We start from the raw sequence: 26,106 nt of genomic DNA on the forward strand, positions 1-26,106 counted from the left end.
GGTTACTTCTTCTTCCCAAAGCCAGACAGACCCGGGGGCAGACCCATGCCGCCACCTAATCCGCCAAGACCGCCAGGCAGTTTGCCACCCATCGCCTTAGCTGCCGCTTCCATCGCTTTTGGATCCATCTTGGAGGGGTCCATGCCAGCAGGCATGCCGCCGCCTTTGCCCATCATGCCTTTCATCGCTTGCTTGAGCATCCCGCCTTTGCCCATCTTCTTCATCATGTCGCCCATCTGGCGCTGCATTTTCAGAAGTTTGTTCAGCTCGGACACTTCCATGCCCGCGCCTTTGGCGATCCGCTTTTTGCGCGAAGCTTGCAACAATTGCGGGTTCGCGCGCTCGCGCTTGGTCATCGACTGGATCAGGGCGATCTGCTGCTTGAGGATGCGATCATCAATGCCCGCGCCCTCCATCTGCTTCGCAATCTTGCCCATGCCCGGCATCATGCCCATGATGCCTTCCATGCCGCCCATCTTTTGCATTTGCTCAAGCTGGCCTTTGAGGTCGTTCATGTTGAACTGACCTTTCTGGAAGCGCTTCATCATGCGCTCGGCTTGCTCGGCCTCGATGGTTTCTTGCGCTTTCTCGACCAGCGCAACGATGTCGCCCATACCAAGGATACGACCCGCGACGCGCTCAGGCTCAAACGTCTCAAGCGCGTCCATCTTTTCGCCCATGCCGACGAACTTGATCGGCTTGCCTGTGACCGCACGCATGGAAAGTGCTGCACCACCGCGACCGTCTCCATCCATACGCGTGAGAACCACGCCAGAGATGCCGATCTTGCCGTCGAACTCTTGCGCGACTTCCACTGCGACCTGACCTGTGAGGCCATCGACCACGAGCAAAGTCTCACGCGGATTCACCGCGTCGCGCACATCTTCGACCTCTTTCATCAAGATTTCGTCGATTTGCAAACGACCGGCTGTGTCGAGCATGTAAACGTCGTAACCGCCCAATGTCGCCTGTTGCTTGGCGCGCTTGGCGATCTGAACCGCGCTTTCACCAGCAACGATTGGCAATGTGTCCACGCCAATCTGCGTGCCGAGGATCGCGAGCTGTTGCTGCGCCGCTGGGCGGTAAATATCGAGGGACGCCATCAAAACGCGCTTGCCGTTCTTCTCGGTCAAACGTTTGGCGAGCTTACCTGTTGTTGTTGTCTTACCGCCACCTTGCAATCCGACCATCAGGATCGGGGCAGGGGCGTTGTCGATCTTGAGCTCACCGGGCTCACCTTCACCGCGCAGAACATGCTGAAGCTCGTCGTGAACGATCTTAACAACTTGCTGGCCGGGGGTGATGGACTTGGTGACCGCTTGGCCCGTGGCCTTTTCTTGCACCGCTTTGACGAAATCGCGCGCGACGGGCAGGGACACGTCCGCTTCAAGCAAAGCAACACGTACTTCGCGCAGGGCGGTTTTCACATCCTCATCGGACAAAGCACCTTGCTTGGTCAGGCGATCAAAGACACCGCCGAGGCGTTCGGATAGATTTTCAAACATGCCTAAGATCCTTTAGCCGTGTGCAAGTTAAGACCTATGTAGTAAGGCCCAGCGAATGTTCCAAACGAGAAACGCACCAGTGGGCGCGACGCGCTGACTGGTGGCGATCCTCATGTAATTGAGGACCGGAAGGTTTATGCTTCCGGATGTAGGGTGCGTTTAGGCTTTCGGTGGCTCGGAGTCAACAGGTGCGGGTGCTTTGAGCCATGCGTTAATAGCATCTGTGCTCCGCTTGGGCGCAGGGCCACTGACGTGGTATTGTGTGATCGGGTGTTCGCGTTGACTCATACCTCTATCGAACATCAAAACACTACGTGCTGTGTCGTGCCCGTCCTTTTTGGCATGGCTGAGATCACCAAGCGCGTGGATGACTTGATTGTAGCCTCGCATATTACGTGCGCGAAAGGTGATTGTGTCACCGTTGCGATCAAAGATCACCTGCACACGGCGAACAATGAGACGGATAAGCAAGGCGGAGAACACTGCAGAGACGCTTAGCACAATGCCGGCTACCCACTCTCCCGCCATCAAAGCCCTGATTGCACCTGCAGATGACGCAAAGAAAAAGAAGCCAAGCACGGCTGATACTAGAATTGGGCGCTTCTCGATGACCAAAGTGGAATATGTGTTGCGCGCAACTTTCGTGCGACGAGTTTGGTGTGTGCTGGTGGGATTGCCAAGGGTGTGTTTGTTGCAATTTCGAACCAAACCAGTGAATGTGGTGCGCAACGTGGATTGACGCACAAAAAGGGCTGTGAATGGACAATTGGGACGAGGTGCGCACCGCTTATCAGGTTGCGCGCATGGGCACGGTAAGCGGGGCTGCGGATATCCTAGGGGTGCATCATGCGACGGTTATTCGCCATGTTGATGCGCTTGAGGCGCGCCTTGGTGTAAAGCTGTTTCAGCGTCATGCGCGCGGTTACACTGCCACCGAAGCCGGTGAGGACCTGTGCCGCGTTGCGCAAGCAACAGATGAGCAATTCAGCCAACTCGCGGGGCGCGTCAAAGGCAAGGGTGAAGAGGTTTCGGGCGAGCTAGTTGTGACCTCTCTCAACGGACTCGCGCCGCTCATGTCACCCACGTTGAGCGCGTTTCAAGAACGCTATCCTGATATCACCGTGCGCTATCTAACGGGTGAACGCCTGTTTCGTTTAGAATACGGTGAGGCACATGTTGCCATTCGCGCCGGTGTCGCGCCTGATCAGCCGGACAATGTGGTGCAGAAATTTGTGAGCCAATCGGTCGGGCTTTATGCGGCGCAAAGCTATGTAGATCGCCACGGCACACCAGCCAGAGAAGCGGATTATGCGCAGCATCGCTTTGTGGGTCATGATCTGGAGACCAACCGCGCACCGTTTTTTGTGTGGCTCAACACAAACGTGCCGCGCGAGAACGTTGTGTTTCGATCCACAGACAATCGCGCGATGGAGCTGGCGATCAGAGCGGGTGCAGGCATTGGGTTTATGACTGTGAAAGACGCGGAAAGTCATCCTGACATGGTGCAAATTGCGCCACCGCGTGCGGAATGGTGCGCGCCTTTGTGGCTTGTTAGTCATGTGGATTTGCATCGCACCGCGAAAGTGCAAGCCTTTCTGAAGTTCGTGAAAGAACAAGCGAAAGATTGGGACGCCGCATGAGCGAGGGGCTGCGCGGTCACGGAGCGATGCTCTTGTTTTCGATGCTCGTGGCGGGGTCCTTTTCGCTTGGCGCGCTCGCATCGCCGTTCATCGCACCAGAACTGGTCACATTTTTGCGGTTCTCGATTGCAGCGCTCATCCTTGGCAGCATTTGCGCGCTGCGTGGCGAGCTAAACGCCAGCGTTTTCACCGCCGCGTGGCGCTACGTTTTGTTGGGTGGCGTGTTTGCGACCTATTTCGTTCTGATGTTCGAGGGACTGAAAACCGCAACACCCGTGTCAGCAGCAGCGGTCTTTACGCTGACACCTATCGTCACCGCCTTCGCGTCCTTCTTGCTTTTGCGTCAAATCACAACGTGGCGGATCGCAGGGGGTTTGAGCATTGGTGCGGTCGGCGCGCTCTGGGTTATTTTCCGCGCGGATTGGTCTGCCTTCATGCTGTTCGAAGTTGGCAAGGGCGAGATCATCTACTTCTGGGGCTGCGTGTGCCACGCGATCTACATCCCGCTCGTGCGTTTGTTGAACCGGGGCGAAAGCGCGATACTTTTCTCGTTCGGAACAACGATTGGCGGCATTCTGGTGCTCTTGGTTTGGAGCTGGCCTGCGATCTGGAACACCGACTACGCAGCGTTGCCAAACATAGTCTGGCTGACAGTGCTATATGTGTCGATCTTTGCGACGGCCGCAACGTTTGTGCTTGGGCAGTTCGCTTCCCTGAGATTGCCGGGGGCGAAGGTGATGGCCTACACATATTTGATCCCTTCATGGGTCACTTTGTGGGAAATTGCACTGGGGCATGGCGCACCGCGTGGATTGATTTTGGTGGGTGTCGGCTTGACCGTGCTGGCCTTAGTCGTTTTGCTGAAACATGAAGAAACAGGAGGGCGCGATGGCCGATTATCAAAAGCTGATTGATGCAGAGACATGGGCGTTTATCGAAAAGACGAACGCATGCTATCCCGAAGATACTGCGACTTTTGGGGTCGAGGATCAGCGCCGGATATACAATGATATGTGCACCGAATTTCGGGTGCCCTATCCCGTTGGCGTCACTGCGCTTGATCGCGATTATGGTGGCGTGCCGTGCCGACAGTATACTATCGGCGGCAGTAATGTTGTTGTGATGTATCACCATGGTGGTGGCTTTGTCGTGGGCGGTTTGGACAGTCACGATGACGTCTGCGCCGAGATCTGTGCGGCCAGCGGTCATGATGTGGTGTCGGTCGATTATCGCATGGCGCCAGAGCACAAGCACCCTGCAATGTTCGACGATGCGATGGTAGCGACGCGCGCGGTGTTTGCTGAAACTGGCAAACCTTTGGTGCTGTGCGGGGACAGTGCGGGGGGTAATCTTGCGGCCAGCGTGTCGCATATGGCGCGCGGAACGGAGTTGGATATTCGCGGGCAAGTTTTGATATATCCGGGCCTTGGCGGGGATTTTGATAAGGGTTCGTATCTGGAGTTTGCAGACGCCCCGATGCTCACGCGCGATGATATCGTGATCTATCGTGATGTACGCTTGGCGGGGAAAGAACCTGTGGGCGATCCAAGCTACGCACCTTTGCATGACAGCTCGTTTGAAGGCTTGCCGCCAACTGTGATCAACACTGCGCAATGTGATCCGCTAAGCGATGATGGCGTGGATTATGAAGCGGCGTTAAAGGTCGCTGGCGTGCCAGTGCACCGTGTCGATGAAGCAGGTTTGGTGCATGGCCATATGCGCGCGCGGCACATGTCTGCGCGCTCAAGCGCGAGTTTTGAGCGGATCAAAGAAGCGGTGAGTGCATTGGGGGCGGGCCGCTGGCCTTACTAATTCAGAAACGGTCTGGCCGTCATAGTTGACGGAATTGGGGCACCAAGTCGTGACAGGATTGTGGGTGCGAGTTGCAACTGGTGCAATGGCGTATCGGAGCTTGGCCCATTTGCGTCGCCAAAGTAATAAAGCGCGAACTCTTGCTGCAATGGATCGCGCGCGCCGTGATGTCCGCGTGCATCTTGGCCGTGATCTGCAGTGACGATCACCTCATAGCCCATCTCGCGCCAGCGCGGAATAAACGGGGCGAGCATTTCGTCCATCACAAAACAGGCATGGTCCATCTCATGACTTTCGTGCTGAAAGCGATGCCCCATGCTATCAAGCGTACACGTGTGCAGGATGCCGTAATTCAGATTGTTTTTTAGCGCGAGATTGGTGAGCGTCGCGAAGAGATCTAGATCGGACGGCGTCATTTGATTGGCCGCGCCGTAGCCTGTCATCGAATGGAAACGACCATGGTTGATCGTCTGGCTTTCAGGTTCGTCGTATTCAATATCGCGCACGTAATCGAAGGGGTGGCGGTTGAAAAACTCTGACCAGAAGGAATGGGTGACTGCGCCTGTTATACCGCCCGCTTTTCTGATTTCAGAGAAGAGGTCTGGTTTGTTGATGCGAAACACATTTCCGTTGCCGGTGCAGCCATGTTCCTGCGGGGTCACGCCTGTGTGGATAGATGCATAACAGCTTGCAGAGATCGACGGCAACACGCTGGTCATGGTCCATTTTTGTGCCGTTCCTGCGTCGACCCAGCCCTCGAGATTGCCGAACAGACGGGTCCAGTTTCGCAAGGGCACACCATCAAGGATTATGAGGAGTAGTTTGCGATCCATAGGAGCCTCCGGCGGAAGTTAATTTAGAAAGATGAAGTCGCGCTAGTTGCCAGCACTTTCCATTTTGCGTGTGGCAATGACGTTTTCGAGCCAACCGAGATTCATTTCTGGCACAGAGCTTAGGAGCAGGTCGGTGTAGTCATCAAAGGGCGGGCTGAGCACTTCGGATTTGGCACCGTAACGCACGACTTTGCCTTGATACATCACCGCGATGCTGTCCGCGATGGCGCGCACTGTGGCGAGGTCGTGGGTGATGAAGAGATAAGCTACGTCTTCGCGCTTTTGCAGATTAAGCAGCAGTTTTAGGATGCCGTCAGCGACGAGTGGATCGAGTGCGGAGGTGACTTCATCACAGATTATTAGCTTGGGCTTCGCTGCCAGCGCGCGGGCGATGCAGACACGTTGTTTTTGACCGCCGGAAAGCTCGGCTGGATAACGGTCGATGAAGCCATCGCCCATCTCGATCTCATCAAGCAATTCGTTAATGCGTTTGTGTTTTTCGGCACCTTTGAGGCCGAAGTAGAACTCTAAGGGCCGGCCAATGATCGTGCCCACGGTCTGTCGCGGGTTCATCGCCACATCCGCCATTTGGTAGATCATCTGCAATTCGCGCAGGTCTTCCTTGGTGCGGCTCGGTTGATCGGGGCTAAGTGTGCGGCCTGCGAAATCTGTGCTGCCGTCTTTGGGGGGCAGAAGGCCCGTAATCACGCGCGCGAGCGTAGATTTGCCAGAGCCGGATTCACCAACCACCGCAAGGGTTTGGCCGGGAGAGATATCAATGCTGACATCATGCAGCACGTCGAATTTGGTGCCCTTGTAGCGCGCGGTTATGTTCTTGGCGCTTAGGATCGGAGCCGTCGGCGTTTTTTCTTCGTTATTGATCGAGCGCACGGAGACGAGGGCTTTGGTATACTCTTCCTGCGGGGTGTTGATGATTTGATCGACGGGGCCATATTCGACCATCTCGCCCATTTTCAGAACCATGATATCATCGCTGACCTGCGCCACTACGGCGAGGTCATGAGAAATATAAAGCGCAGCAACGCCGGTATCACGGATCGCTTCTTTGATGGCTGCGAGCACGTCGATTTGCGTGGTTACATCAAGCGCGGTGGTTGGTTCATCGAAGACCACCAGATCAGGCTCGGGGCACAGCGCGAGCGCTGTCATGCAACGTTGTAGTTGGCCACCGCTGACTTGGTGTGGGTAGCGCGATCCGATGTTGTCTGGATCGGGCAGGCCGAGTTTGGCAAACAAGAGCCGCGCTTTAGCTTCGGCATCTGAACGGGAGAACTTGCCTTGGCTGACGGAGGCCTCAACCACCTGATCCATAATTTTTTTGGCAGGATTGAAACTTGCAGCAGCGGATTGCGCCACATAGGTGACTTCCGCGCCGCGCAGTTTGCGCAGATCCGCGATACCGCCTTGCAGGATGTCGCGTCCGTTGACCCAAACTTCACCGCCCGTGAGTTCCACGCCGCCACGCCCATAGCCAAGCGCAGAGAGGCCGATCGTGGATTTACCCGCGCCGGATTCACCGATGAGGCCAAGGACCTTGCCCTTTTGCAGCTCGAAATCGACGCCATGCACGATCTTAATCTGGTGAGGTTTGGCATCTGGTGGATAAACTGTCGCGTCGATCTTGAGACCGCATACTTTGAGGAGTGGATCGCTCATTATCCGCGCCCTCCTTTGAGAGAGGTGGTTCTGTTCAAGATCCAGTCCGCTACGAGGTTCACTGAAATTGCGAGCGTTGCGATGGCGAAGGCTGGTACCAATGCGGCGGGGATGCCGTAGACGATGCCGTCTTTGTTTTCCTTCACGATGCCGCCCCAATCTGCACCGGGGGGCTGTACGCCGAGACCAAGGAACGACAACGTCGAGACGAAGAGGACTGCGAAGATGAAACGCAGCCCCATTTCGGCGACCAGTGGGCTAAGTGCATTGGGTAGGATTTCACGGAAAATGATCCAGCCTCGCCCCTCGCCGCGCAGTGTTGCGGCTTCGACGTAGTCCATCACGTTGATGTCCACTGCAACTGCGCGTGAGAGTCGGTAGACGCGTGTTGAGTCCAAGAGACCCATGACGAGGATAAGCACCGGGATCGTAACGGGCATGACCGAGAGGACCACGAGCGCGAATATCAAAGTGGGGATCGACATGATCAAATCTACGAAGCGTGAAATGGCTTGGTCGACCCAACCGCCCATGACTGCTGCTAAAAGGCCAAGGCAGGAGCCGAGCGTGAAACTGAGGATCGTCGCCGCTGTAGCGATGAAGATTGTTGTGCGTCCGCCATAGATCATCCGGCTGAGCAGGTCGCGTCCGATACTATCTGTGCCGAGCCAGTGTTTGGCCGAGGATGGCTCCCACACGTCGCCGACGGCTTCCGCCATGCCGTAGGGGGCGATCCATGGGGCGAAGATGGCGATGAAAAAATAGAGACCTGTAAAGAAAAGGCCGATGAGGGCGGATATGGGGATATTCTTGAACATGTCCGGTCCTCCTATTTAGGGTGTCGTAAGCGCGGGTTCGCAAGGATCGACACAATGTCAGCGACCATGTTGAGCAGGATGTAAACGGCTGCGAAAACAAGGCCGCAGGCTTGCACAACTGGCACATCTCGCTTGGCCACGTGATCGACCAAATACTGACCCATGCCCGGATAAACGAAGACCACTTCGACCACGACGACACCCACAACAAGGTAGGCGAGGTTGAGCATGACGACGTTCACAATTGGTGCAATCGCGTTAGGGAAAGCGTGGCGCGAGATGACTTGGAAGCTGCTGAGACCTTTGAGTTCTGCGGTTTCTATATAGGCGGATTGCATCACGTTAAGAATGGCGGCGCGGGTCATGCGCATCATGTGGGCTAGCACCACGAGGGTCAGCACAGTGACCGGGAGTGCGATAGCTGCGAGCTTTTCACCAAGGCTCATGCTGTCGTTGATCATCGCCACGGATGGCGCCCAGCCGAGTTTGACACCGATGAAATACATCAACACGTAACCGATCAGGAACTCGGGGATTGAGATAGAGGTGAGCGTGACGGCTGAGATCAATTTGTCGGGCCAGCGGTCTTTGTAGCGTACTGCCAGAAGACCAAGAAAGATCGCGAGAGGCACGGAGACAACAGCGGCCCAAAAGGCAAGGAACAAGGTGTTGCCAAGGCGTTTGCCCATTGATGTCGCGATATCCTGACCGTTGGTGAGCGCTGTGCCGAGATCACCTGTGACTGCGCTACCAAGCCAGCTGAAATAGCGGCTCAAAGCAGGCTCGTTCAGGCCCAATTCTGCACGAAGATTGGCCAGCGCCTCAGGGGTCGCGGATTGGCCTAGAATAGAAGCAGCAACATCACCGGGAAGAATTTGCGTTCCCACAAATATCAACGCAGACGCTGCGAGAAGGAGCAGTAGCCCCAGCGCTAAACGCTGGGACACCAATTTCAAAATCGGGTGCATGCGCTAACCCGACCTTATGCGAAGGACAGCTTGCGTGTGACCTGACCGTTCATCAGCTCGCCGTTTGGATCGACTTCCCAACCCACAAGCTTGTCGCTGACACCGTCGATGAAGTCGTTGAACATTGGGCAAATAAGACCGCCTTCTTCACGCACCAACTGGCCCATCTCGGAATATAGTGCTTTGCGCTTCTCGCCGTCCAACTCTGCTTTTGCAGCCAAAAGTTTGGCGTCAAATTCTGGATTATTGAACTTTGTGTCGTTCCAATCTGCGCTTGAAAGATACGCTGTCGAATACATCTGATCCTGAACCGGACGACCGCCCCAGTAAGATGCGCAGAAGGGCTGCTTGTTCCAGACTTCGGACCAGTAGCCATCGTTTGGTTCGCGCTTGATTTCCAATGGAATGCCAGCAGCCTGAGCGGATTGCTGGAACAGCTGCGCAGCATCAACAGCACCTGGGAAGGCACCATCAGCGGTACGCAAGATAATGGGCGAGCCATCGTGACCAGACTTTGCGTAGTGTTCTTTCGCTTTGTCCACGTCATACATACGCTGTTCAATCGAGCTATCAAACAAAGGATAGGCTGCGTTGATCGGCATGTCGTTACCAACAGAACCGTAGCCACGCAGAATTTTCTCGACCATTTCTTCTCGGTTTATCGCATACTTAAGCGCAAGACGCAGCTCTTTGCTATCAAACGGCGCAGTGTTCGTATGCATGATGAACACATAGTGACCACGGCCCGGAGTGGACTGAACTTGAACGCCAGGTGCGCGTGACAGGAGGCCGGCAATCTTAGGCTCAAGACGGTTGATCAGGTGCACCTGACCTGACTGAAGCGCCGCTGTACGCGCGGTCGCATCGTTGATCGCGAGGATCTCGACGGAATCAAAGTGGCCGTCATCGCCCCAATAGTTTGCAAACTTAGAGTACATGTGACGCACACCCGGCTCATCAACTTCCATCTTATATGGGCCAGTGCCAACGCCTTCGGCAGGGTTGTCCATGCCGCCATTTGGCTGAACGATCAGGTGATAATCAGACATCAGGTAAGGCAGGTCAGCGTTCGCATCTTTGAGCGTGATGGAGAACGTGTCGCCCTCAACCTTCATGCTCTCGATGTTGCGCATAACGCCCAACGCACCGGACTTAGAATCTTCGTTCGAATGACGCTCCATTGTTTTGAGGACGTCGTCGCCAGTCATTGTCTTGCCGTTATGGAATTCAACGCCTTGGCGCAGTTTGAACATCCATGTTTTCGCGTCTGGCGTGCTTTCAACGCTCGTCGCGAGGCGTGGTTCGATCTCGCCTGTTGGAGAGACTTCTACCAATGTGTCACCGAATTGACGACCATTGTGATAGGGCACTTGGCTTGCGTATGTCGCAGGGTCGAGCGAATTCGTGCTTTCGCCACCGGTGGAACCAATCTTTAGATCGCCACCCTTTTTGGGTGTCATCGCTTGCGCGGCTGTCGCGAACACCGTGCTTGCAGCTGCGGCGCTCACGCCTAGTGCGGAGGCTTTGCCCATGAAGTCACGGCGTGACAGTTTACCAGCGCTCGCACGTTTGGCGAGGTAGTCGAGTTGATCTTGCATTTGAAGTCTCCAAGTTAGGTATCTTGATCCGCCGTCGTTATAAGCAGGCGGTTTTCATATTAGTGACGCTAACAATGCGGATTGCGGCGCGCTCAGCAAGGGTTAATTGCTTTTTCCCCATCACGCTTTCACAAGTTGTCGCGCAAAATGCTGCGCTGCACGTCTTTTTCGAAGATTAGGTCACCGTTTTCAAAGGCCTCTAAGCGCGCTGTGAGGTGGAAATGCGTGGCGTCAGAGGTCATCTCGGATGTAGCTTCGGTGCGAAGAGTGATTCCCTCGCGCTCTAACTCATCGCTCCAATGGGTACGGCCCTTAGCACTAAGGGGATCATCGGGATGGATTGACCACCATTCGCGCGCGATGGAGCCGTTGATGAGACCGTGATCACTATCTTTGACCTTGCCGAAATCATCAAGGATCTCAAGCGTGACGACTCCTGTGGCCCAATCTGTCACAGTTTTGCGGCTGTTTGATCCCTCGCGGATGGTCTCAACCTGCCATGGTTCGTCTCCTTCGGGTGTCTCGAAAGTCCATTCATCAGTGTCGCCGCTGGCGCGCAATGGAAAGCTGAGCGACCCTTCGGTTAAGGTTAATTTGCTTGCTTCCGGGCTGGGCCAGATCAGGGGCCAATAGGCGGTCGACACAGCAACACCCAGGCGATGGCCTTTGGGCAGGCGATACGCGATATGATCCAGATCGAGTGTGACCTCTTCGGGGCTGTCCGGCGTCATTGCAGAAGGGTTGGCGTGGTTATGGCGATGCGAGAGGTTAAGAACGCCATAAGTGATGCGTGCGCTTGCGCCGTTGGGTTGAATGTCGAGCAAACGTACAGCGATTTGACCCTGCGCAGTGCCGGAGCTGAGGGTGAGTGTTACTTGCGGCGCGCCAACTATGTCGCGTTTCGCTGTGACTGGTTCGGATGTGAACACCAGCGACATCGCATCATCGCTGCGCTGATCATCGGGCAATTCTGGCCCCAGCCAAATCGCGCAATATTCACCTGAATGTGCGCCGCAGGTTTGGGGGGATTGAATGGTTTTCCTGAACGCTGCGGGGCATTCTTGAAGGCTGTTTTCGCCAAAATGCCAAGTCTCACGCGGGAGATCTGAGGGTTTTTCGGCGATAGCGAGCCATGAACCTGCGCGTTCGGTGTACCACGATTTCGGCGGCACAGACTCCATAAGGTATGGGCGGTAGAGAGGGTCATCTTCGACGCCAGTCTCGATCCCCTTGAGCCAGCGATCCCACCAACGCAAGGATTCTTGCAAAAAGCCAATCCGCGGTTCTGGGATGGCGAAGTGTGGGTATTTGTGCACCCATGGTCCGATGATCGCTTTTACAGGTGCATTGAGGTTTTCTATGAGTGCGGGAGGTGCGTTTTTATAGGCATCACCCCAACCACCAATGGCGAGTGTGGCGGCTTTGATTTTGCTGTAGTCTTCGCAGACTGAGCCGTGTTTCCAGTAAGCGTCGCGGCGTTGGTGATCGAGCCAAGTCGCAGCAAGGAAGGGTTCGTTTTCGAGGCGTTCTAGCCAAATTTCGCGCCAGTTGTCAGGGCGCAATGCTGGGTCGGGCGCACGCGAGGAATAGGACCACATCGTGCCAGACCAGCCGAGGTTTTCATTGAGCAAACAGCCGCCTTTGTAGTGGATGTCATCGGCGTAGCGATCCACTGTAGAGCAGAGCGTGATGATCGCTTTGAGAGCGTCGGGTTGCAGCGCTGCGACTTGCAAAGCGTTGAAGCCGCCCCAGCTGATCCCCATCATCCCAACAGTGCCGGAGCACCAAGGCTGCGCGGCGAGCCATTTGATTGTTTCTACCGCGTCTGCGAGTTCTTGGGGGCTATATTCGTCGTCCATCAGCCCTTCGCTATCGCCGTTGCCGCGCGTGTCGACGCGGATACAGGCATAGCCGCGGCGCGCGAAATAGGGGTGTGTGAGGCAGTCCCGCGCTGTGGTGCCATCGCGTTTGCGGTAGGGCAAAAATTCAAGGATCGCAGGGACGGGGGCGTCTGGTGCGTTGTCGGGCATCCAAGTGCGTGCGGAGAGGCGGGTGCCGTCGGGCATCGAGATGTCGAGATCGGGGTTTTCGGTGATTTTGCGGAGCGTATTTGATGTCATGAAGGCATCGTTGAGGTTTGATGTTTGGGAGTCAAGATGGGCGTGCTGTATGAGCCGCTGCTCCAAATCCCAGGATATTTAAGGAAATAGGAAAGGTTAAGAAAAGAAAAAGCCCGACGCGATGGCCGGGCGAATTCAATTAGGTTTTTAAAAGTGCTTAGTGCAGTTTTGAAGAAACTTCGCCGATGGCATCGTCGATCAATGCAGCGCCATTTTTGGCTGTCATCTGCTTCGCAATCACATCGTTTGCCGCAGCGATTGCCACTGTGACGGCTGTGTCACGCACTTCTTTGACTGCACCTGCTTCGGCGGAGGCCAGTTGGTCCTGCGCTGCTGCAAGGCGGCGCGCGATGGAGGCTTTGAGATCCTCTTTCGCCTGTTCCGCAGCAAGCGCTGCGTCCTTTTTTGCCGCTTCCACGATACGATCTGCTTGCTCTTGGACTTCTTTTTGTTTGCGTTCGTAGGAGGCAAGAAGTGTTTGAGCTTCTTCACGCAGCGCTTTCGCTTCGTCGAGCTCGTCGCGAATGCCCTCTGCGCGTTTGTCCAAAAGGCCACCCAAAAGGTCAGGGATCTTGAAGTAGAACAAAACGCCGATGAACAGCAAGAAGCCAAGCAACACAACGAAGTCCGTGTTGCCGAGCGAGAAGAATGGACCAGAGGCTGCAAAGGCAGGCTGAGCCGAGACTGTCAGGAGGAGTGCAAGTGCTTTGATGCGCATGACTTTATCCTTTCAAGCGGGCAGCGACAGCCGCGCCCACATCTTTTGCCGAAGCCTTGCCACCCAGAGCCGAGACGATCTCAGCCGCTGTGTCTTTGGCAACTTCTTCAACGCTTGCGAGAGCTCCTGCGCGGATTTCAGCGATTGCCTTCTCCGATTCAGCCGCTTTCGCGCTAATCTCTGAGTCCGCTTTCGCGATAGCGACGTCGAGGTCAGCTTGAATATCTGCTTTGGCACCTGCCACGATGTTTTGTGCTTCGGCACGCGCATCTGCGAGGGCTTTGTTATACGCATCTTCCGCATCTGCTGTTTTGTTTCTCAACGCTTCAGCTGCGGCGATGTCATTTGAAATCGTTCCTTGACGTTCTGCCAGAACCGCAGCGATGCGCGGAAGCGCGATGCGGGACAGGACAAGAAAGATCACTGCGAGAGTGAGAACGAGCCAGAAAATCTGGTTTGGGAACCATTCAAAGCACAGTTGCGGCATACCAATGGCTGAACCATGGGAATCCACGCATGAGCTGACGGCACCTGTTGTTTCGGTAGCCATGTCGTCCTCCGTCGGAACTTTTCTCTACATCGGGCGGCCTGAACGTTTGCCAAGCCGCCCGCGCGTAAGGATTAGATCAGTCGGCTTAGACTGCGAACATAAGCAGAAGGGAGACTAGGAATGCAAAGATGCCCAGTGCTTCTGCGAACGCGATGCCGATGAAGAGTGTTGCTGTCTGCGAAGCAGCAGCGGATGGGTTGCGCAATGCGCCAGCCAAGAAGTTGCCTGCAACGTTACCAACACCGATAGCGGCTGCGCCGGAACCGATTGCTGCAAGTCCTGCGCCGATGTGTGCGAGATCGCCTTCCATAGTATTTCTCCTTACGATTGGAAGTTTAGATAGATGCGTAGGGTGCGCGCCAATCGCGCAGCCCGACGTTAGTTAGTGAGACGGGTGAAGCGCATCTTTCAGATAGACGCACGTCAGAATAGTAAATACGTAGGCCTGGATCGCGGAGACCAATACTTCGAGACCGTAGATCGCCATGACGCCAAGGATCGAAAGCGGCGCGACCGCTGTGAGCGCTGCGAAACCCGCGAAAACCTTAAGAACCGCGTGGCCCGCCATGACGTTGCCTGCAAGACGAATAGAGTGGCTGACAGGGCGCACGAAGTAAGAGATCACCTCGATCAAGGCCAGAACGGGGCGCAGAGCTAAAGGTGCGCTTGCGACCCAGAAGAGGCCAAGGAAACTAACGCCGTTCTTGATGAAGCCGATGACTGTAACAACAAAGAACACGCCAAAGCCCAAGATTGCTGTAACCGCAATGTGCGATGTTGGCGAGAAGGACATGGGGATCAAAGCGAGGAAGTTGGAAAACAAGATGAAGATGAATAGGGTAAAGATGTAGGGGAAATACTTGATCCCGTCTTTGCCTGTCACATCTTCGACCATTTTGTAGACGAAACCGTAAGCCAGTTCCGCGACTGATTGCGCGCGACCCGGGACCACTGCGCGGCCAGATGTGCCGAAAACCATCAATACGATGGTGCAGATCGCTGCCAGTGCAAGCCAAAGTGTCATGTTCGTAACCGTGAACATGCCAATCGCGCCATCCCCAAACAAAGGTTTGACAATGAACTGATCCATTGGGTGGAACACTAGTCCGCCTTTTTCCTCAGCCATGCTTCAGTCCTCTTTCTGCGCGTCCGCCTGAGCAGACATTTGTTTGTCCTGGATCTCTTGTGCGGTGCGCATCATCGTTTTGATACCGGCCGCGAGACCCAACATAATAAACAGCACCATGAAGACAGGAAGCGTGCCAAAAAGCACATCCAGTCCGTATCCGATGCCAAAACCGATCCCAAGACCGGCGACTAGTTCTGTCACCATGCGCCACCCTTGTTGGGCCGCACTATAGTGTTCCTCGGTTGCTGGGCCGCCGTCTTGCGTTGCTTTCACCTGAGCGATCCGGTCGTCCAATTGCTTAAGACGGTCTTTATTGTCAGGCTCGGTCAACGGAGCAAATCCCACCAATGAGGTTCACCGGCTGTGCTAAGGCCGCTGAAGATAGGAGTCAATAGAATGTGGGTTTTAGTTAAGCCTTTGTTATAGTGAAGTTTTTTTATAAAATCTAGGCTGCGACAGCTGGGCGCAGGGGCAAAACCGACGCATATTGAAGGTGCTGCATGTTCAACCATTTGGTTGACGATCAACTCCGCTTTGCGTTTATGGCGGTATGAGCCAATCCCTCGACACTACCTTCGCGGCCCTTGCCGACCCCACCCGCCGTGCAATCCTGTCGATGCTGCTGGAGGACGATATGGCCGTCACAGATGTTGCTGAACCTTTCGAGATGTCATTAGCGGCGGTGTCCAAACATTTGGTGATACTCACAAAAGCTGGTTTGATTTCTCAAGAAAAGCGGGGTCGTGTTAAGTGGTGCAAGATTGAACCGAACGCGATGAAAGATGCGTCCGTTTGGATGCAAAGCTTTGGTCAATTCGAAGAACTAGACATGGACGCGTTCGAGCGTTTCTTGGAGACGGAGTTGGGGGTGTAAGGAAACCTCGAGTAGATTTGCTTTGCGGAAATGGCTTTGAAGGTTGCGAAATTTTTACGTCCAAGTATTTGTCGATCATGAACCATCAACTGCGTTTGCAAATAGCCACGGTCGATGACATCGACGCTTTGCAGGCCTTGTATGTGCATCTTTCTAAAGACAACGTAAACTATTCAACCAAACTAGCCAAACGCAACTTAGTCAAGCTATCACAATACGAAGGTAGCTGTGTGTTGGTGGGAGAAATCGACAACGTTATTATAGTATCGCGCACTCTTGTGATCGTTCCAAATTTGACTAGAGGTGGCGCATCCTCTGCGCTTATTGAGAACGTAGTGACCCATTCTGATTATAGAGGCCTGGGGTACGGCAAGCTCATTCTAGATGCTGCTTCTAATCGCGCGTGGGAGCATGACTGTTACAAAATTATTTTGACTACAGGCTCTACTAAACCATCCACTCTTGATTTCTATGAAAGCGCTGGGTTTGAACAATCACGCACGGGTTTTCAAAAGCGGCGGATTGCTGTTCGGACAGAATAAACGAGCAAAGCTGGAAATCGTCATTTGAATCGTTTGAATAAGATTGCTTAAAGTTTTCAATCTATTGTATCCGCGTCTGCAGACGAACCAAGATTGACGAGAGAAAGCCAAGTCCTTGATGAACACCCCTCGCATGAAAATCGTGCTCGTCACGCCGGAAATCCCTTGGAACACTGGCGCAATTGGGCGGACTTGTGTGGCACTGAACCTTGAACTGATCTTGATCAAACCGCTGGGCTTTTCATTGGATGAAAAATCTGTGCGCCGTGCGGGGACGGACTATTGGAAGCATGTAAACCTTACGCTTTATGACGATTGGGGGGCCTTCATAGAGGCCCGCAAACCTATGCGCGATCAGCTCTATTTTTTTGAAGAGCACGGCGCGCAAAGCTTGTATGAACCCGATTATGATCCTGACAGTTATCTTGTGTTCGGGTGTGAATCAGCGGGTTTGCCAAAGTCATTGTTGGACGGTCTTGAGGATCGCGTGTTTCATTTGCCGATGCTGAGCGACAAGGTCCGTTCTCTTAACCTTGCCAATGTCGCGACGGCTGTGATTTTTCAGGCGATGAAGCCACAATTGCGCGGTTAAGCGCCGCCAAATGCGTCGTGATAGGTGATTTCACCGCGCAGCTCTGATCCTGTGAGCTGTGTAAATTGCAAATATTGGGTGGGCGTGTCGAAATAGGTGAGCGCCCCGTTGGAGATGAACCCGAAGCGGCTGTAGTAGTCTGGATTGCCAACCAAAACGCAGCCGCCCGCAATGATCTGGTTCAACTCAGTAAGCGCGCGCTTTATCAGTGCTGTGCCGATCCCCTGTTTTTGACGCTCTGGTATGACAGCGATGGGGCCAAGGCCGAACCAATTGCTTTGGCCGTTTATCGTAACGGGCGAAAGCGCGACATGCCCCAAGATCTGCCCGTCCTGCTCTGTGACAAACGAAAAGCGCAGCGCGCAGGCGGTTGATGATGTCAGGCTCTGATCCTTCGCTGAACGGTTGGGGTGCGAAGGCGATGGCGGTTAGCGCATATATCGTATCAATATCTGTGGGAGTTTCTGGGCGGATAATCATGTGCGCAGTGCTGGTAGGCCGACGCCCGTGCTCTCAAACCCGCCGTCGGATGCGATTATCTGGCCTGTGACATAGCTTGCTTCGGATGAGCAGAGGAAGGTGATGACGGATGCGATTTCGTCCTCTGATCCGTATCGATTGAGTGGAATTGCGTCATGGTAGCTGTCGATTATATCCTGTGTGTGCACAGCCATGGCCAATTTGGTGCGCACGGGGCCGGGGCAGACGCAATTGGCGCGGATACCGTATTCGCCAAGCTCCGCAGCCTGTTGTTTGGTGAGATGGATTACCGCGGCTTTGGATGTGCCATAGGCCACCCGTAGGGTCGAGGCGCGTAGGCCAGAGATGGACCCGATGTTCACAATCGCGCCTTTGGTTTTCTTTAACGCCTCTGTCGCGGCCTCTGACATAAGAAAGGTGCCATCGAGATTGATCGACATGACCTTGCGCCAGCGCTCAAAATCGGTTTGCTCAATCGGGCCAAAATCCGCGATGCCTGCGTTGTTCACTAGCGCATCAATTTGGCCGAAAGTATCGAGGGTTTGCGACACGATGCGAGCAACGTCTTGGGTTTGGGAAATGTCGTAGGTGAGCGTGATCACGTTTTCGAGGCTCTTCGCGCTTAACGCGAGCTCATCGCCATCCCAATCCACCATCGCGACACGCCAACCTTTGGCGAGGAATTGCTGTGTCGTTGCCAGTCCAATGCCGCGCGCGGCCCCTGTGACGATTGCGACTTTCATTTGCGACCTCTCGTTTTTTCATGTTCATAGCGTTGCTGCGCGATCAACTCATTGGCCTGCGCTTTTACATCATCGCGCAATGCGCTCTCAACAAAGCTTAAATGCGTGACGATGGCGGCGCGCGCGTTGATAGGATCGCGGGCCTGAAGCGCATCATTGATCTTTGCGTGTTGTTCCAAAAGTGCGTCGCGGGTCATACGTTGTTTGAACATCACTTGGCGATTGTAAAACACGCCTTCCCGCAAGAGCTGATACATAGAGCGCATCATGTGCAGCATGATGACGTTATGGCTCGCTTCGATGATCGCAAGATGGAAGTTCGCATCCAGCTGCGCTTCTTCCTCAGGCGCGTTTTTGTCATGCGCAGCTTGCATCTTTTGAAAAACGGTATTGATGACATCCAGATCCGTTTGAGAGCCGAGCTTGGCAGCACGTTCTGCCGCGAGCCCTTCCATGTCACGCCGGAACGACAGGTAGTCGAACACCGCATCATCATGGCGTGCGAAAAGGCTGGTTAGGGCCGGTGAGAATGCGGATCCCAAGACATCTGCGACGAAAACGCCAGCGCCTGCTTTACTGGCCAGGAGGCCGTCGTTTTGCAAGCTGGCAATTGCGTCGCGCAGAGAGGGTCGTGACACAGAGAGGCGTTCGGACAGTTCACGCTCGGACGGGAGCCGTTCGCCGGGGCGCAGAATGCCGCGTAGGATCAGATCCTCGATCTGGCGAATGACCGCAGTGGAGAGTTTTTCGGGCTCGACGGGGCGAAACGGCATGGGGCGCTTTCTTGCTGATTGGTCAATTTATATGACCAGTAACGCTTTGCGGCAAGCTTGGAACGGGGGCCAGCCCCCGCACCCCCGAAGTTTATTTGGAAAGATGAAGTTTATGTTTGCTTTGGAAGGAAAGCTTCGACAGCGGCGGTGGCAATGACGATTGTGCTGTCAGTGTTGCGGTTCGCGACGTTGAGACCGCCATGGGTTGCTGTGATTGTTGTGGTGCCGCGCGGGAGAGCGGCTTTAAGTGCCTCCGTGTCGAGCTTGTCCGGTTCTTGCACGCCAATAGTTACCTGCACGCGCATGTCTTGATGCGGGATGCCGCGCGCGGCGAGCATGGGGATACTTGAGTGGCGGATCGCATCCTCGATCGCGCGAGCGGCGGCCTTGGTGTAATCCATCCCGTATTGATCGTTGCCGGAGCCCATTTCGATGATGAAGCGTTGATCATTCATGCTGTTGGCTCCAGATCGAGGGACACGTTGATCGCCACTGTGGCGATGACTGTCGGATTGCCGTCAGGGCGGGGGACGTCAAGGCCACCCTTTGTGGCGTTGATGGTTATCTGACCGTAAGGGAAGATGCTTTTGAGTGCGTTTGTATCGAGTTGAGATGGCTGTTGCACGCCGACTTCGACGTCGACCAGCATCGCTTCTTTCTCCTTACCGAAGAGTTCCGCAAGGTTGATGGAATTGTGCCAAAGCGCATCTTGCAACGCGCGTTTCGCGGCTTGTGTGTAGTCTCGGCGGCGCAAGGACGCGCCTTGACCGAATTCTGTGAGGAGGCGGGTTTTGGGCATATCTGGTTCCTTGTCTCTGCTTGAGGTTATGTACATCTTGGAGCAAATTGATTTGAGGACAAGTGATATGGAAAAGCAGTATCAGGGTTTCATCAGCTCGACGTTTCAGGATTTGAAAGGCGCGCGTCAGGAAGTGTCTCAGGCTTGACGGCTATAATAGAAAAATTTTCTTGGAACCTAGAAACTTTATCATTCCACCGAGAACTCCGCCGAACATGTCTCCCAACTCTGAGTATTATCTTTGAGTTTGGAAACTTCGCCTGTAGCATCACCAAGCGATTTGGGATCCTCAACGGGGCCAAGGTTAGTGCCTAAAAGTGAAATGCCGTATGCGGATAAAACTGGGTTGAGTAGTTTAGAAGTCCCGTTTGCATACTTTGCATGTTGTGACGCTCGGACTCTGCCCTCGTCAATTAACCAGTCGCAGCATACTACTCGGTAAGTAGAAAAATCCGAAGAAAGTTCAATTTCGCTAAACTCAAAAGCTGAGCTTTGACGGCCGAAATCCATTACCACGTATAGAATCCGAGCTATCACTGTCTCACTTTTATCTATATTTTTTAATTTAAAACTCCACCCCAATCTGCGCCTTAACGCCTGACCTAAACGGATGCTTCACCAGTTCCATTTCGGTCACCAAATCGGCGATCTCGATCAGGTCATCCTTGGCATTGCGGCCCGTCATCACCACGTGGGTCATCGGCGGTTTTTCCTCCACCAAGAACGTCACCACATCGTTCACGTCGATATAATCATAGCGCAGCGCGATGTTGATTTCGTCGAGCAGCACCATTTTGTTGCTCTCGTCGCGGATCAGCTCTTTGGCTTTTTCCCAAGCGGCTTGCGCCATTTCGGTATCTCGATCACGGTCTTGGGTTTCCCAGGTGAAACCTTCGCCCATCGTGTGGAAGCTACAGATATCGCTGAATTTTCCGAGGATCAGATCACGCTCGCCCGTGCTCATCCCACCTTTGATGAACTGCACCACGGCGCATTGCATATCATGGGCGATGTGGCGGAAGATCATCCCAAAAGCGGCTGAACTTTTGCCCTTCCCCTTGCCCGTATGAATGACGATCAGACCCTTTTCATCGGTCTTCGTGGCCATGATTTTATCGCGCGCGGCTTTCTTTTTGGCCATCTTTATTGCGTGGCGTTCTGAATCGCTCATGGGGTGCCTCCTCAAATGTTTATTAAGATATAGGGTGTTATCAGCGCGGTGAGAAGGGCGTTGAGGCCCATGCCAATGCCTGCGAATGTGCCCGCGGTTTGGTTCACATGAAAGGCGCGCGCAGTGCCGATGCCATGCGCTGCGACGCCCACAGCAAAGCCGCGTGCGCGCCAATCTGTAATGCGCATCGCATTCATAAGGGGGGTAACTGTAATTGCGCCGATGATACCGGTGAGGATGACAAGAACTGCGGTCAAAGTCGGAAGTCCCCCCATGTTTTCAGCGATGCCGATGGCGACAGGGGCGGTGGTGCTTTTGGGCGCGAGGGAAATGAGTTCAGCGCCGCTGACACCCATCGCTTTGGCAACAAACAGGGCGCTCAGGATTGCGGTCAACGAGCCGGCAAGCAGTGCACCTGCCATGGGAAGCAAGCTTTTGCGCACCAAAGTGCGGTTCTGATAGAGGGGAACAGCAAGGGCGACAGTCACAGGGCCAAGCATGAAATGTACGAATTGCGCGCCCTCGAAATAGGGTTGATAGGGGGTGTCTGTCAGCACCAAGACCGTGCCGAGCAGGATCACTGCGATCAGCACAGGATTGGCCAGCGGCCCGCGCCCTGTCTTTTGCGCGCACCAATCGCCGATGAGATAAGCGATGAGCGTCGCAGTCAGCCAAGCGAGCGGTTCAGAGCTAAGGTAGCTCCAAATGTTGGGTAGTTCTGTCATGGCTTGCTCCCGCTGAGTTTTGCGAGGCCAATGAAAGTCCATGCGCCCACGATCAGTGCCGCCCATGTGCTAAGGATGAGGGCTGCGATCAGGCCCAATCCCGACTCGGCGAGGCGGTCTAGATGCATGATGATGCCAACCCCTGCTGGTACGAATAAGAGACTGATATGTTTGAGTAATTCAGTGGTTGTCGGTGCGATTTTATCGACCAGTGTTGGGCGCGCGAACAGCAGAGCAAGCAAAAGCGCCATGCCCAGAACAGGTCCGGGGATGGGCAAGCCAAGCGCGCGTGTGATAACTTCGCCAACCAATTGGAGCGAAAGTAAAAGGGCGACATGCGCGATCATTGCTCCAGCAATCCAGAGATGCGCGCGCGGGCGGAGTTGGATTTGGGAGTCCAAAGCCCGCGATCTATCGCCTCTTGGAAACGCTGCGCCATTTCGAGCAGCGCAGGCGCATTGTGCTCCGCAATAAACTCGCGGGTGTCGTCGTCTTCTAAGAATGCGCTTTCGACCAGATCAAAGTGATGGTTTTTTACTGCGCCTGTCGTCGCGGAAAAGGCGAAGAGGTAATCGACCGTCGCCGCCATCTCAAACGCGCCTTTGTAGCTGTGGCGCTTGACGCCGTCGATCCATTTTGGGTTCACCACGCGTGAACGCACAACGCGACCGATTTCTTCGTCGAGCGTGCGGATAACTGGGCGTTCGGGGCGCGAATGGTCGTTGTGATAAATTGGGCGATCATGGCCTTGCAGTGTTGAAACGGCTGCAGCAGCGCCGCCTTCGAACTGATAGTAGTCGTCGCTATCGAGTATGTCATGCTCGCGGTTGTCTTGGTTTTGCACAATCGCTTCGGTTTGCTTGAGGCGTGTTTCAAACCCCGCGCGATCGCGCTTGCCTTCAACACCCGCGCCATAAGCGTAGCCACCCCATTCGAGGTAGGCTTCGGCGAGGTCGGATTTGTCGGCCCAAAGGCGTTCGTCGATCATCGCTTGCAACCCTGCACCATATGCTCCCGGTTTGGAACCGAAGACGCGTGACGTGTTGCCCTCTCGCTTGGCGCGTGCGGCGGCGGGGTTTTGAGCTTCAGACTCATCCAGCGCCATGACAGCTTTGGCGGCGCTATCAACGAGCGAGATCAACTGTGGAAACGCATCGCGGAAAAAGCCGGAAATGCGCAGTGTGACATCCACGCGAGGGCGACCAAGCACGCCTTCGGGCAGGACTTCGAAACCCGTCACACGGCGATTGGCACTGTCCCATTTTGGTTTTACGCCCATAAGTGCGAGCGCTTGCGCGATGTCGTCGCCACCCGTGCGCATGTTGGCCGTGCCCCAAGCAGTCAGCAGCATCGTGCGCGGCCAATCCCCATGGGTTTGTAGGTGCTTTTCAATCAGCAGATTGGCTGATTTCCACCCGAGGGCCCAAGCGGTTGGTGTCGGCACTGCGCGACTATCGACGGAGAAGAAATTGCGCCCTGTTGGGAGTACATCAAGGCGACCTCTGGTTGGTGCGCCGGACGGAGCGGGCGGGACGAATTTTCCGTCGAGTGCGGTCAAAAGACCGTTCATTTCGGAAGGGCCACACGTACGTAGATTGGGGAGAACGGTCTTGTGAAGCTCGTCTAGAACAGGGGCGGTTTCGATGAATTTCTCAGGCTTTTTTTGCCAGTTGATCGCCTCCATCGCGAGCAGTTCTAGGCGCTCAACCGTGTCCCCATTTGAACGCCATGTGTCAGTGCTAATGGCTTCCAGCATCGCGTGACGCGGGCCCCTGTAAGCCTGCCCCATCTCGCAATCGAGCGGATCAATATCAACGTCGCAATCGCTGGCTAAAGCACGGATCAACGACGCATCGCCATGCACGCCTGTGCCGCGTGGGACACGAACCAAAGCAATCGCCAAATCGCGTTCCAAGTCATTCACTGGCGAGCTGCCGAAGATATGCAATCCGTCCCTGATTTGCGCTTCTTTCAATTCACATAGATAGGAGTCTAGCTTGGCCAGATCGCTATCTTCATCCTCTCCCGAAAGCCCCGCGTCTTTGTCGAGGCCTGTACTGGAGGTCATGCTCAGGATTTCGCGGCGCAAGTACTCAATGCGGCGCGGATCGACGCCAGCGGCTTCGTAGTATTCGTCTACCAGCGCTTCGAGGTCTTTCAGGGGGCCATATGTTTCAGCGCGCCCCAGTGGTGGGGTGAGGTGGTCGATTATCACAGCCTGCGCGCGACGTTTGGCTTGGGTGCCTTCGCCCGGGTCGTTCACGATGAAGGGATAGATGTGCGGCGTTGGGCCAAAGACGGCCTCGGGCATGCAACTTTCAGACAGCGTGATGGCTTTTCCGGGGAGCCATTCGAGGTTGCCGTGTTTGCCCATATGTACAATCGCATGCGCACCTTGGACGTGACGCAGCCAGATGTAAAAGGCGAGATAGTTATGCGGCGGAGCAAGATCGGGGGAATGGTATGTGTCCGTCGGATCAATATTGTAGCCGCGCGCGGGCTGCACGCCAACGACTGCGTTGCCATAGGTGAAGATGGAGAGCTTGAAGCCCTTGCCGGTGAAGAAAGGATCCTCCTCTGGTGCGCCCCAGCGTGTGGTGATTTGTTCGCGGGCATCGAAGGGCAGCGCGTTGAAGTGGTGTTTGTAAATATCGAGCGGCAGTGTTTCGCCGCCAGACTTCTCAGCGCGATCCGTAAGCCAATTGGTGGGACCGGACATTATTGTACTCATCAGCACGTCGCTATCGCTCGGCGCATCTTCAACAGTGTAGCCCGCATCGGCGAGAGCGTGCAGTGTGTTAACCGTCGCTTGGGGGGTGTCGAGCCCGACGCCATTGGCGAGACGACCGTCTTTGTTGGGGTAGTTGGCGAGGACCAATGCGACTTGGCGGTTTTCAAAGGACGTTTTGCGGAGCCTGGCCCAATTTGCGGTGAGCTTTGCCACGAATGCAATACGATCTCCTTGCGCGCGATAGGTCGCTATGGGGCACTCGGTTGCGTCGTCGAAATAGGCCTCTCCTTTGAAGGAGATCGCGCGCGACAGAATGCGTCCATCGACTTCGGGTAGTGCCACGTTCATCGCGATGTCGCGCGCGGAAAGACCTGTGAGACCGCCCGCCCACGCCTCTTCGGTTGAGCCTGCGAGTACGGCTTGAAAGATCGGTGCGTTGTTGGCGGCAGGCATGGTGAGCGGGTTGCTCGGTGCGTTGTCGCCTGAATGGGGTGAGCCGACGGCGAAGCTGGTGCAGTTGAGGATCACGCTAGGTGGTGCGGTGGTGAAGACTTGTTCGAGTGTGGCGACGCTGACAGGATCTTTGAGGGAAGCCACAAAAAGCGGGAGCGGGTTCAAACCTGCTTTCGTTAGCGCTTTGGTGAGGCGGTTGATCGGGTGCAGGCCCGCGCCTTGGACAAGGGCGCGGTAGAAAATGATGGGAACAATGGGCGCGTCTTTGGTCCACGCAGATTGCGCTGCGTCGAGATTGGAGATACCCGCGCCCGGCCAATAGACGCCCGCGCGCAGGAGTGGGGCTGCGGCGCTGGGTTTCTCTGAGTTATCGAGCATGGATTTGGCGTAGCGGAGGAGGTTTTGCGCGTTGTCTGGGCCGCCTTCGACGCAGTAGGCCCAGAGTGCATCGTAGTCTGCATCGCTGACTGTGCTGAGGCGGCGCAGTTCTTCGTCGGGTTTATCATCGCCTGGGAGAAGGGCGAGCGGAACGCATGCGGTATGGAGTTGGGCCGCGTATTGCTCTGCGCCATATTTCCAATATCCGACGCCGCCTAGCACGCGCGCGATGACGAGTTTTGACTTGGATGCGCATTCGGCGATGTGCAGATCAACTGACATTGGGTGCATCAAGTGCATCATCGACGCAAGGCGGAGTGTTGATGGGTTTTCGAGCTGGCCGCGCGCATCTGAAAGCGCTGCGAGTTCTGAGTCAGCCGCCGAAATGATCACCACATCCGCTGGGGTCTGGCCGAGATCAACGGGCTCTTTGCCATCATCTATGGAACCGGGGGTAGCGGCGAGCAGGTGCATGGT

Annotated in this window: 28 protein-coding genes; 6 read left to right on the forward strand and 22 right to left on the reverse strand. The window is 55.1% G+C overall.

Annotation, left to right across the window (positions count from 1 at the left end; all coding sequences use genetic code 11):
* Positions 1–2 precede the first annotated feature (2 nt).
* Both ffh and QZ280_RS04865 read right to left on the reverse strand, forming a co-directional pair.
* Positions 3–1,505: a signal recognition particle protein gene (ffh, locus tag QZ280_RS04860; protein WP_293441428.1), complete on the reverse strand. Its 1,503-nt coding sequence runs from the start codon at positions 1,503–1,505 to the stop codon at positions 3–5.
* 159 nt (positions 1,506–1,664) lie between these two features.
* Positions 1,665–2,249, reverse strand: coding sequence for a hypothetical protein (locus QZ280_RS04865; RefSeq protein ID WP_293441430.1), 585 nt, complete (start codon positions 2,247–2,249; stop codon positions 1,665–1,667).
* Positions 2,250–2,263: 14 nt separating this feature from the next.
* On the opposite strand from QZ280_RS04865, the gene QZ280_RS04870 reads away from it, so the two are divergent.
* The 3 genes from QZ280_RS04870 to QZ280_RS04880 are packed head-to-tail and all read left to right on the forward strand — an operon-like array spanning position 2,264 to position 4,957.
* A complete protein-coding gene (locus tag QZ280_RS04870) occupies positions 2,264–3,145 on the forward strand; it encodes a LysR family transcriptional regulator (protein WP_293441431.1) in 882 nt (293 codons plus the stop codon).
* Positions 3,142–4,059: a DMT family transporter gene (locus tag QZ280_RS04875; RefSeq protein WP_293441432.1), complete on the forward strand. Its 918-nt coding sequence runs from the start codon at positions 3,142–3,144 to the stop codon at positions 4,057–4,059. Before QZ280_RS04870 ends, QZ280_RS04875 begins: the two co-directional genes overlap by 4 nt.
* Complete coding sequence (locus QZ280_RS04880; RefSeq protein ID WP_293441433.1) at positions 4,034–4,957, forward strand: alpha/beta hydrolase; 924 nt, start codon at positions 4,034–4,036, stop codon at positions 4,955–4,957. The genes QZ280_RS04875 and QZ280_RS04880 overlap by 26 nt, the downstream gene beginning before the upstream one ends.
* On the opposite strand, the gene QZ280_RS04885 is transcribed toward QZ280_RS04880, so the two are convergent.
* The 11 genes from QZ280_RS04885 to QZ280_RS04935 form a co-directional block, all read right to left on the reverse strand.
* Positions 4,954–5,790 carry an alkaline phosphatase family protein gene (locus QZ280_RS04885; protein ID WP_293441434.1) on the reverse strand — a complete coding sequence of 279 codons (837 nt, stop codon included), beginning with the start codon at positions 5,788–5,790 and terminating at the stop codon, positions 4,954–4,956. The two genes, QZ280_RS04880 and QZ280_RS04885, sit on opposite strands and share 4 nt — an antisense overlap.
* A gap of 42 nt (positions 5,791–5,832) precedes the next feature.
* Positions 5,833–7,467, reverse strand: coding sequence for an ABC transporter ATP-binding protein (locus QZ280_RS04890; protein ID WP_293441435.1), 1,635 nt, complete (start codon positions 7,465–7,467; stop codon positions 5,833–5,835).
* Entirely contained in the window at positions 7,467–8,285 is an 819-nt protein-coding gene (locus QZ280_RS04895; RefSeq protein ID WP_009829427.1) for an ABC transporter permease, read from the reverse strand. Before QZ280_RS04895 ends, QZ280_RS04890 begins: the two co-directional genes overlap by 1 nt.
* A gap of 11 nt (positions 8,286–8,296) precedes the next feature.
* Complete coding sequence (locus QZ280_RS04900; RefSeq protein WP_009830101.1) at positions 8,297–9,253, reverse strand: ABC transporter permease; 957 nt, start codon at positions 9,251–9,253, stop codon at positions 8,297–8,299.
* A gap of 14 nt (positions 9,254–9,267) precedes the next feature.
* Positions 9,268–10,851: an ABC transporter substrate-binding protein gene (locus tag QZ280_RS04905; RefSeq protein WP_293441441.1), complete on the reverse strand. Its 1,584-nt coding sequence runs from the start codon at positions 10,849–10,851 to the stop codon at positions 9,268–9,270.
* Positions 10,852–10,979: 128 nt separating this feature from the next.
* Positions 10,980–13,022 (reverse strand): CocE/NonD family hydrolase, encoded by a 2,043-nt coding sequence (locus tag QZ280_RS04910; protein WP_293441690.1) that lies wholly within the window; start codon positions 13,020–13,022, stop codon positions 10,980–10,982.
* 106 nt (positions 13,023–13,128) lie between these two features.
* The gene (locus tag QZ280_RS04915) at positions 13,129–13,689 is read right to left on the reverse strand and encodes a F0F1 ATP synthase subunit B (RefSeq protein ID WP_293441443.1); all 561 of its coding nucleotides are present in this window, start codon (positions 13,687–13,689) and stop codon (positions 13,129–13,131) included.
* 4 nt (positions 13,690–13,693) lie between these two features.
* The gene (locus QZ280_RS04920) at positions 13,694–14,239 is read right to left on the reverse strand and encodes a F0F1 ATP synthase subunit B' (protein WP_293441445.1); all 546 of its coding nucleotides are present in this window, start codon (positions 14,237–14,239) and stop codon (positions 13,694–13,696) included.
* 85 nt (positions 14,240–14,324) lie between these two features.
* On the reverse strand, positions 14,325–14,549 hold the full coding sequence (locus tag QZ280_RS04925) for a F0F1 ATP synthase subunit C (RefSeq protein WP_005981269.1): 225 nt from the start codon (positions 14,547–14,549) through the stop codon (positions 14,325–14,327).
* Between the two features lie 72 nt (positions 14,550–14,621).
* Positions 14,622–15,365: a F0F1 ATP synthase subunit A gene (locus QZ280_RS04930; protein WP_293441460.1), complete on the reverse strand. Its 744-nt coding sequence runs from the start codon at positions 15,363–15,365 to the stop codon at positions 14,622–14,624.
* A 3-nt stretch (positions 15,366–15,368) separates the two neighbouring features.
* Positions 15,369–15,698, reverse strand: coding sequence for an AtpZ/AtpI family protein (locus QZ280_RS04935; RefSeq protein WP_293441461.1), 330 nt, complete (start codon positions 15,696–15,698; stop codon positions 15,369–15,371).
* Positions 15,699–15,918: 220 nt separating this feature from the next.
* On the opposite strand from QZ280_RS04935, the gene QZ280_RS04940 reads away from it, so the two are divergent.
* From QZ280_RS04940 to QZ280_RS04950, 3 genes are all read left to right on the forward strand, one after another.
* Complete coding sequence (locus tag QZ280_RS04940) at positions 15,919–16,242, forward strand: metalloregulator ArsR/SmtB family transcription factor (RefSeq protein ID WP_293441462.1); 324 nt, start codon at positions 15,919–15,921, stop codon at positions 16,240–16,242.
* 77 nt (positions 16,243–16,319) lie between these two features.
* Positions 16,320–16,784: a GNAT family N-acetyltransferase gene (locus QZ280_RS04945; protein ID WP_293441463.1), complete on the forward strand. Its 465-nt coding sequence runs from the start codon at positions 16,320–16,322 to the stop codon at positions 16,782–16,784.
* Between the two features lie 118 nt (positions 16,785–16,902).
* Positions 16,903–17,376, forward strand: coding sequence for a tRNA (cytidine(34)-2'-O)-methyltransferase (locus tag QZ280_RS04950; protein ID WP_293441464.1), 474 nt, complete (start codon positions 16,903–16,905; stop codon positions 17,374–17,376).
* Here QZ280_RS04950 and QZ280_RS04955 read toward each other — a convergent pair.
* The 9 genes from QZ280_RS04955 to cobN form a co-directional block, all read right to left on the reverse strand.
* Positions 17,373–17,696: an N-acetyltransferase gene (locus tag QZ280_RS04955; protein ID WP_293441465.1), complete on the reverse strand. Its 324-nt coding sequence runs from the start codon at positions 17,694–17,696 to the stop codon at positions 17,373–17,375. The two genes, QZ280_RS04950 and QZ280_RS04955, sit on opposite strands and share 4 nt — an antisense overlap.
* A 156-nt stretch (positions 17,697–17,852) precedes the next feature.
* Entirely contained in the window at positions 17,853–18,599 is a 747-nt protein-coding gene (locus QZ280_RS04960) for an SDR family oxidoreductase (RefSeq protein ID WP_293441466.1), read from the reverse strand.
* Positions 18,596–19,372 carry a FadR/GntR family transcriptional regulator gene (locus tag QZ280_RS04965; protein ID WP_293441467.1) on the reverse strand — a complete coding sequence of 259 codons (777 nt, stop codon included), beginning with the start codon at positions 19,370–19,372 and terminating at the stop codon, positions 18,596–18,598. Before QZ280_RS04965 ends, QZ280_RS04960 begins: the two co-directional genes overlap by 4 nt.
* 110 nt (positions 19,373–19,482) lie before the next feature.
* Positions 19,483–19,827 carry a Lin0512 family protein gene (locus QZ280_RS04970; protein ID WP_293441469.1) on the reverse strand — a complete coding sequence of 115 codons (345 nt, stop codon included), beginning with the start codon at positions 19,825–19,827 and terminating at the stop codon, positions 19,483–19,485.
* The gene (locus tag QZ280_RS04975; protein ID WP_293441471.1) at positions 19,824–20,171 is read right to left on the reverse strand and encodes a Lin0512 family protein; all 348 of its coding nucleotides are present in this window, start codon (positions 20,169–20,171) and stop codon (positions 19,824–19,826) included. The genes QZ280_RS04970 and QZ280_RS04975 overlap by 4 nt, the downstream gene beginning before the upstream one ends.
* 565 nt (positions 20,172–20,736) lie before the next feature.
* Entirely contained in the window at positions 20,737–21,342 is a 606-nt protein-coding gene (gene cobO / locus QZ280_RS04980; RefSeq protein ID WP_293441473.1) for a cob(I)yrinic acid a,c-diamide adenosyltransferase, read from the reverse strand.
* Positions 21,343–21,353: 11 nt separating this feature from the next.
* Positions 21,354–22,067, reverse strand: a complete 714-nt coding sequence (locus QZ280_RS04985; RefSeq protein ID WP_293441474.1) for an LrgB family protein — start codon at positions 22,065–22,067, stop codon at positions 21,354–21,356.
* Positions 22,064–22,414: a CidA/LrgA family protein gene (locus tag QZ280_RS04990; protein ID WP_293441475.1), complete on the reverse strand. Its 351-nt coding sequence runs from the start codon at positions 22,412–22,414 to the stop codon at positions 22,064–22,066. Before QZ280_RS04990 ends, QZ280_RS04985 begins: the two co-directional genes overlap by 4 nt.
* Positions 22,411–26,103: a cobaltochelatase subunit CobN gene (cobN, locus tag QZ280_RS04995; protein WP_293441477.1), complete on the reverse strand. Its 3,693-nt coding sequence runs from the start codon at positions 26,101–26,103 to the stop codon at positions 22,411–22,413. The genes QZ280_RS04990 and cobN overlap by 4 nt, the downstream gene beginning before the upstream one ends.
* Between the last annotated feature and the right edge of the window lie 3 nt (positions 26,104–26,106).

The sequence above is a fragment of the Planktotalea sp. genome (assembly GCF_018607995.1).
Taxonomy (GTDB): Bacteria; Pseudomonadota; Alphaproteobacteria; order Rhodobacterales; family Rhodobacteraceae; genus Planktotalea.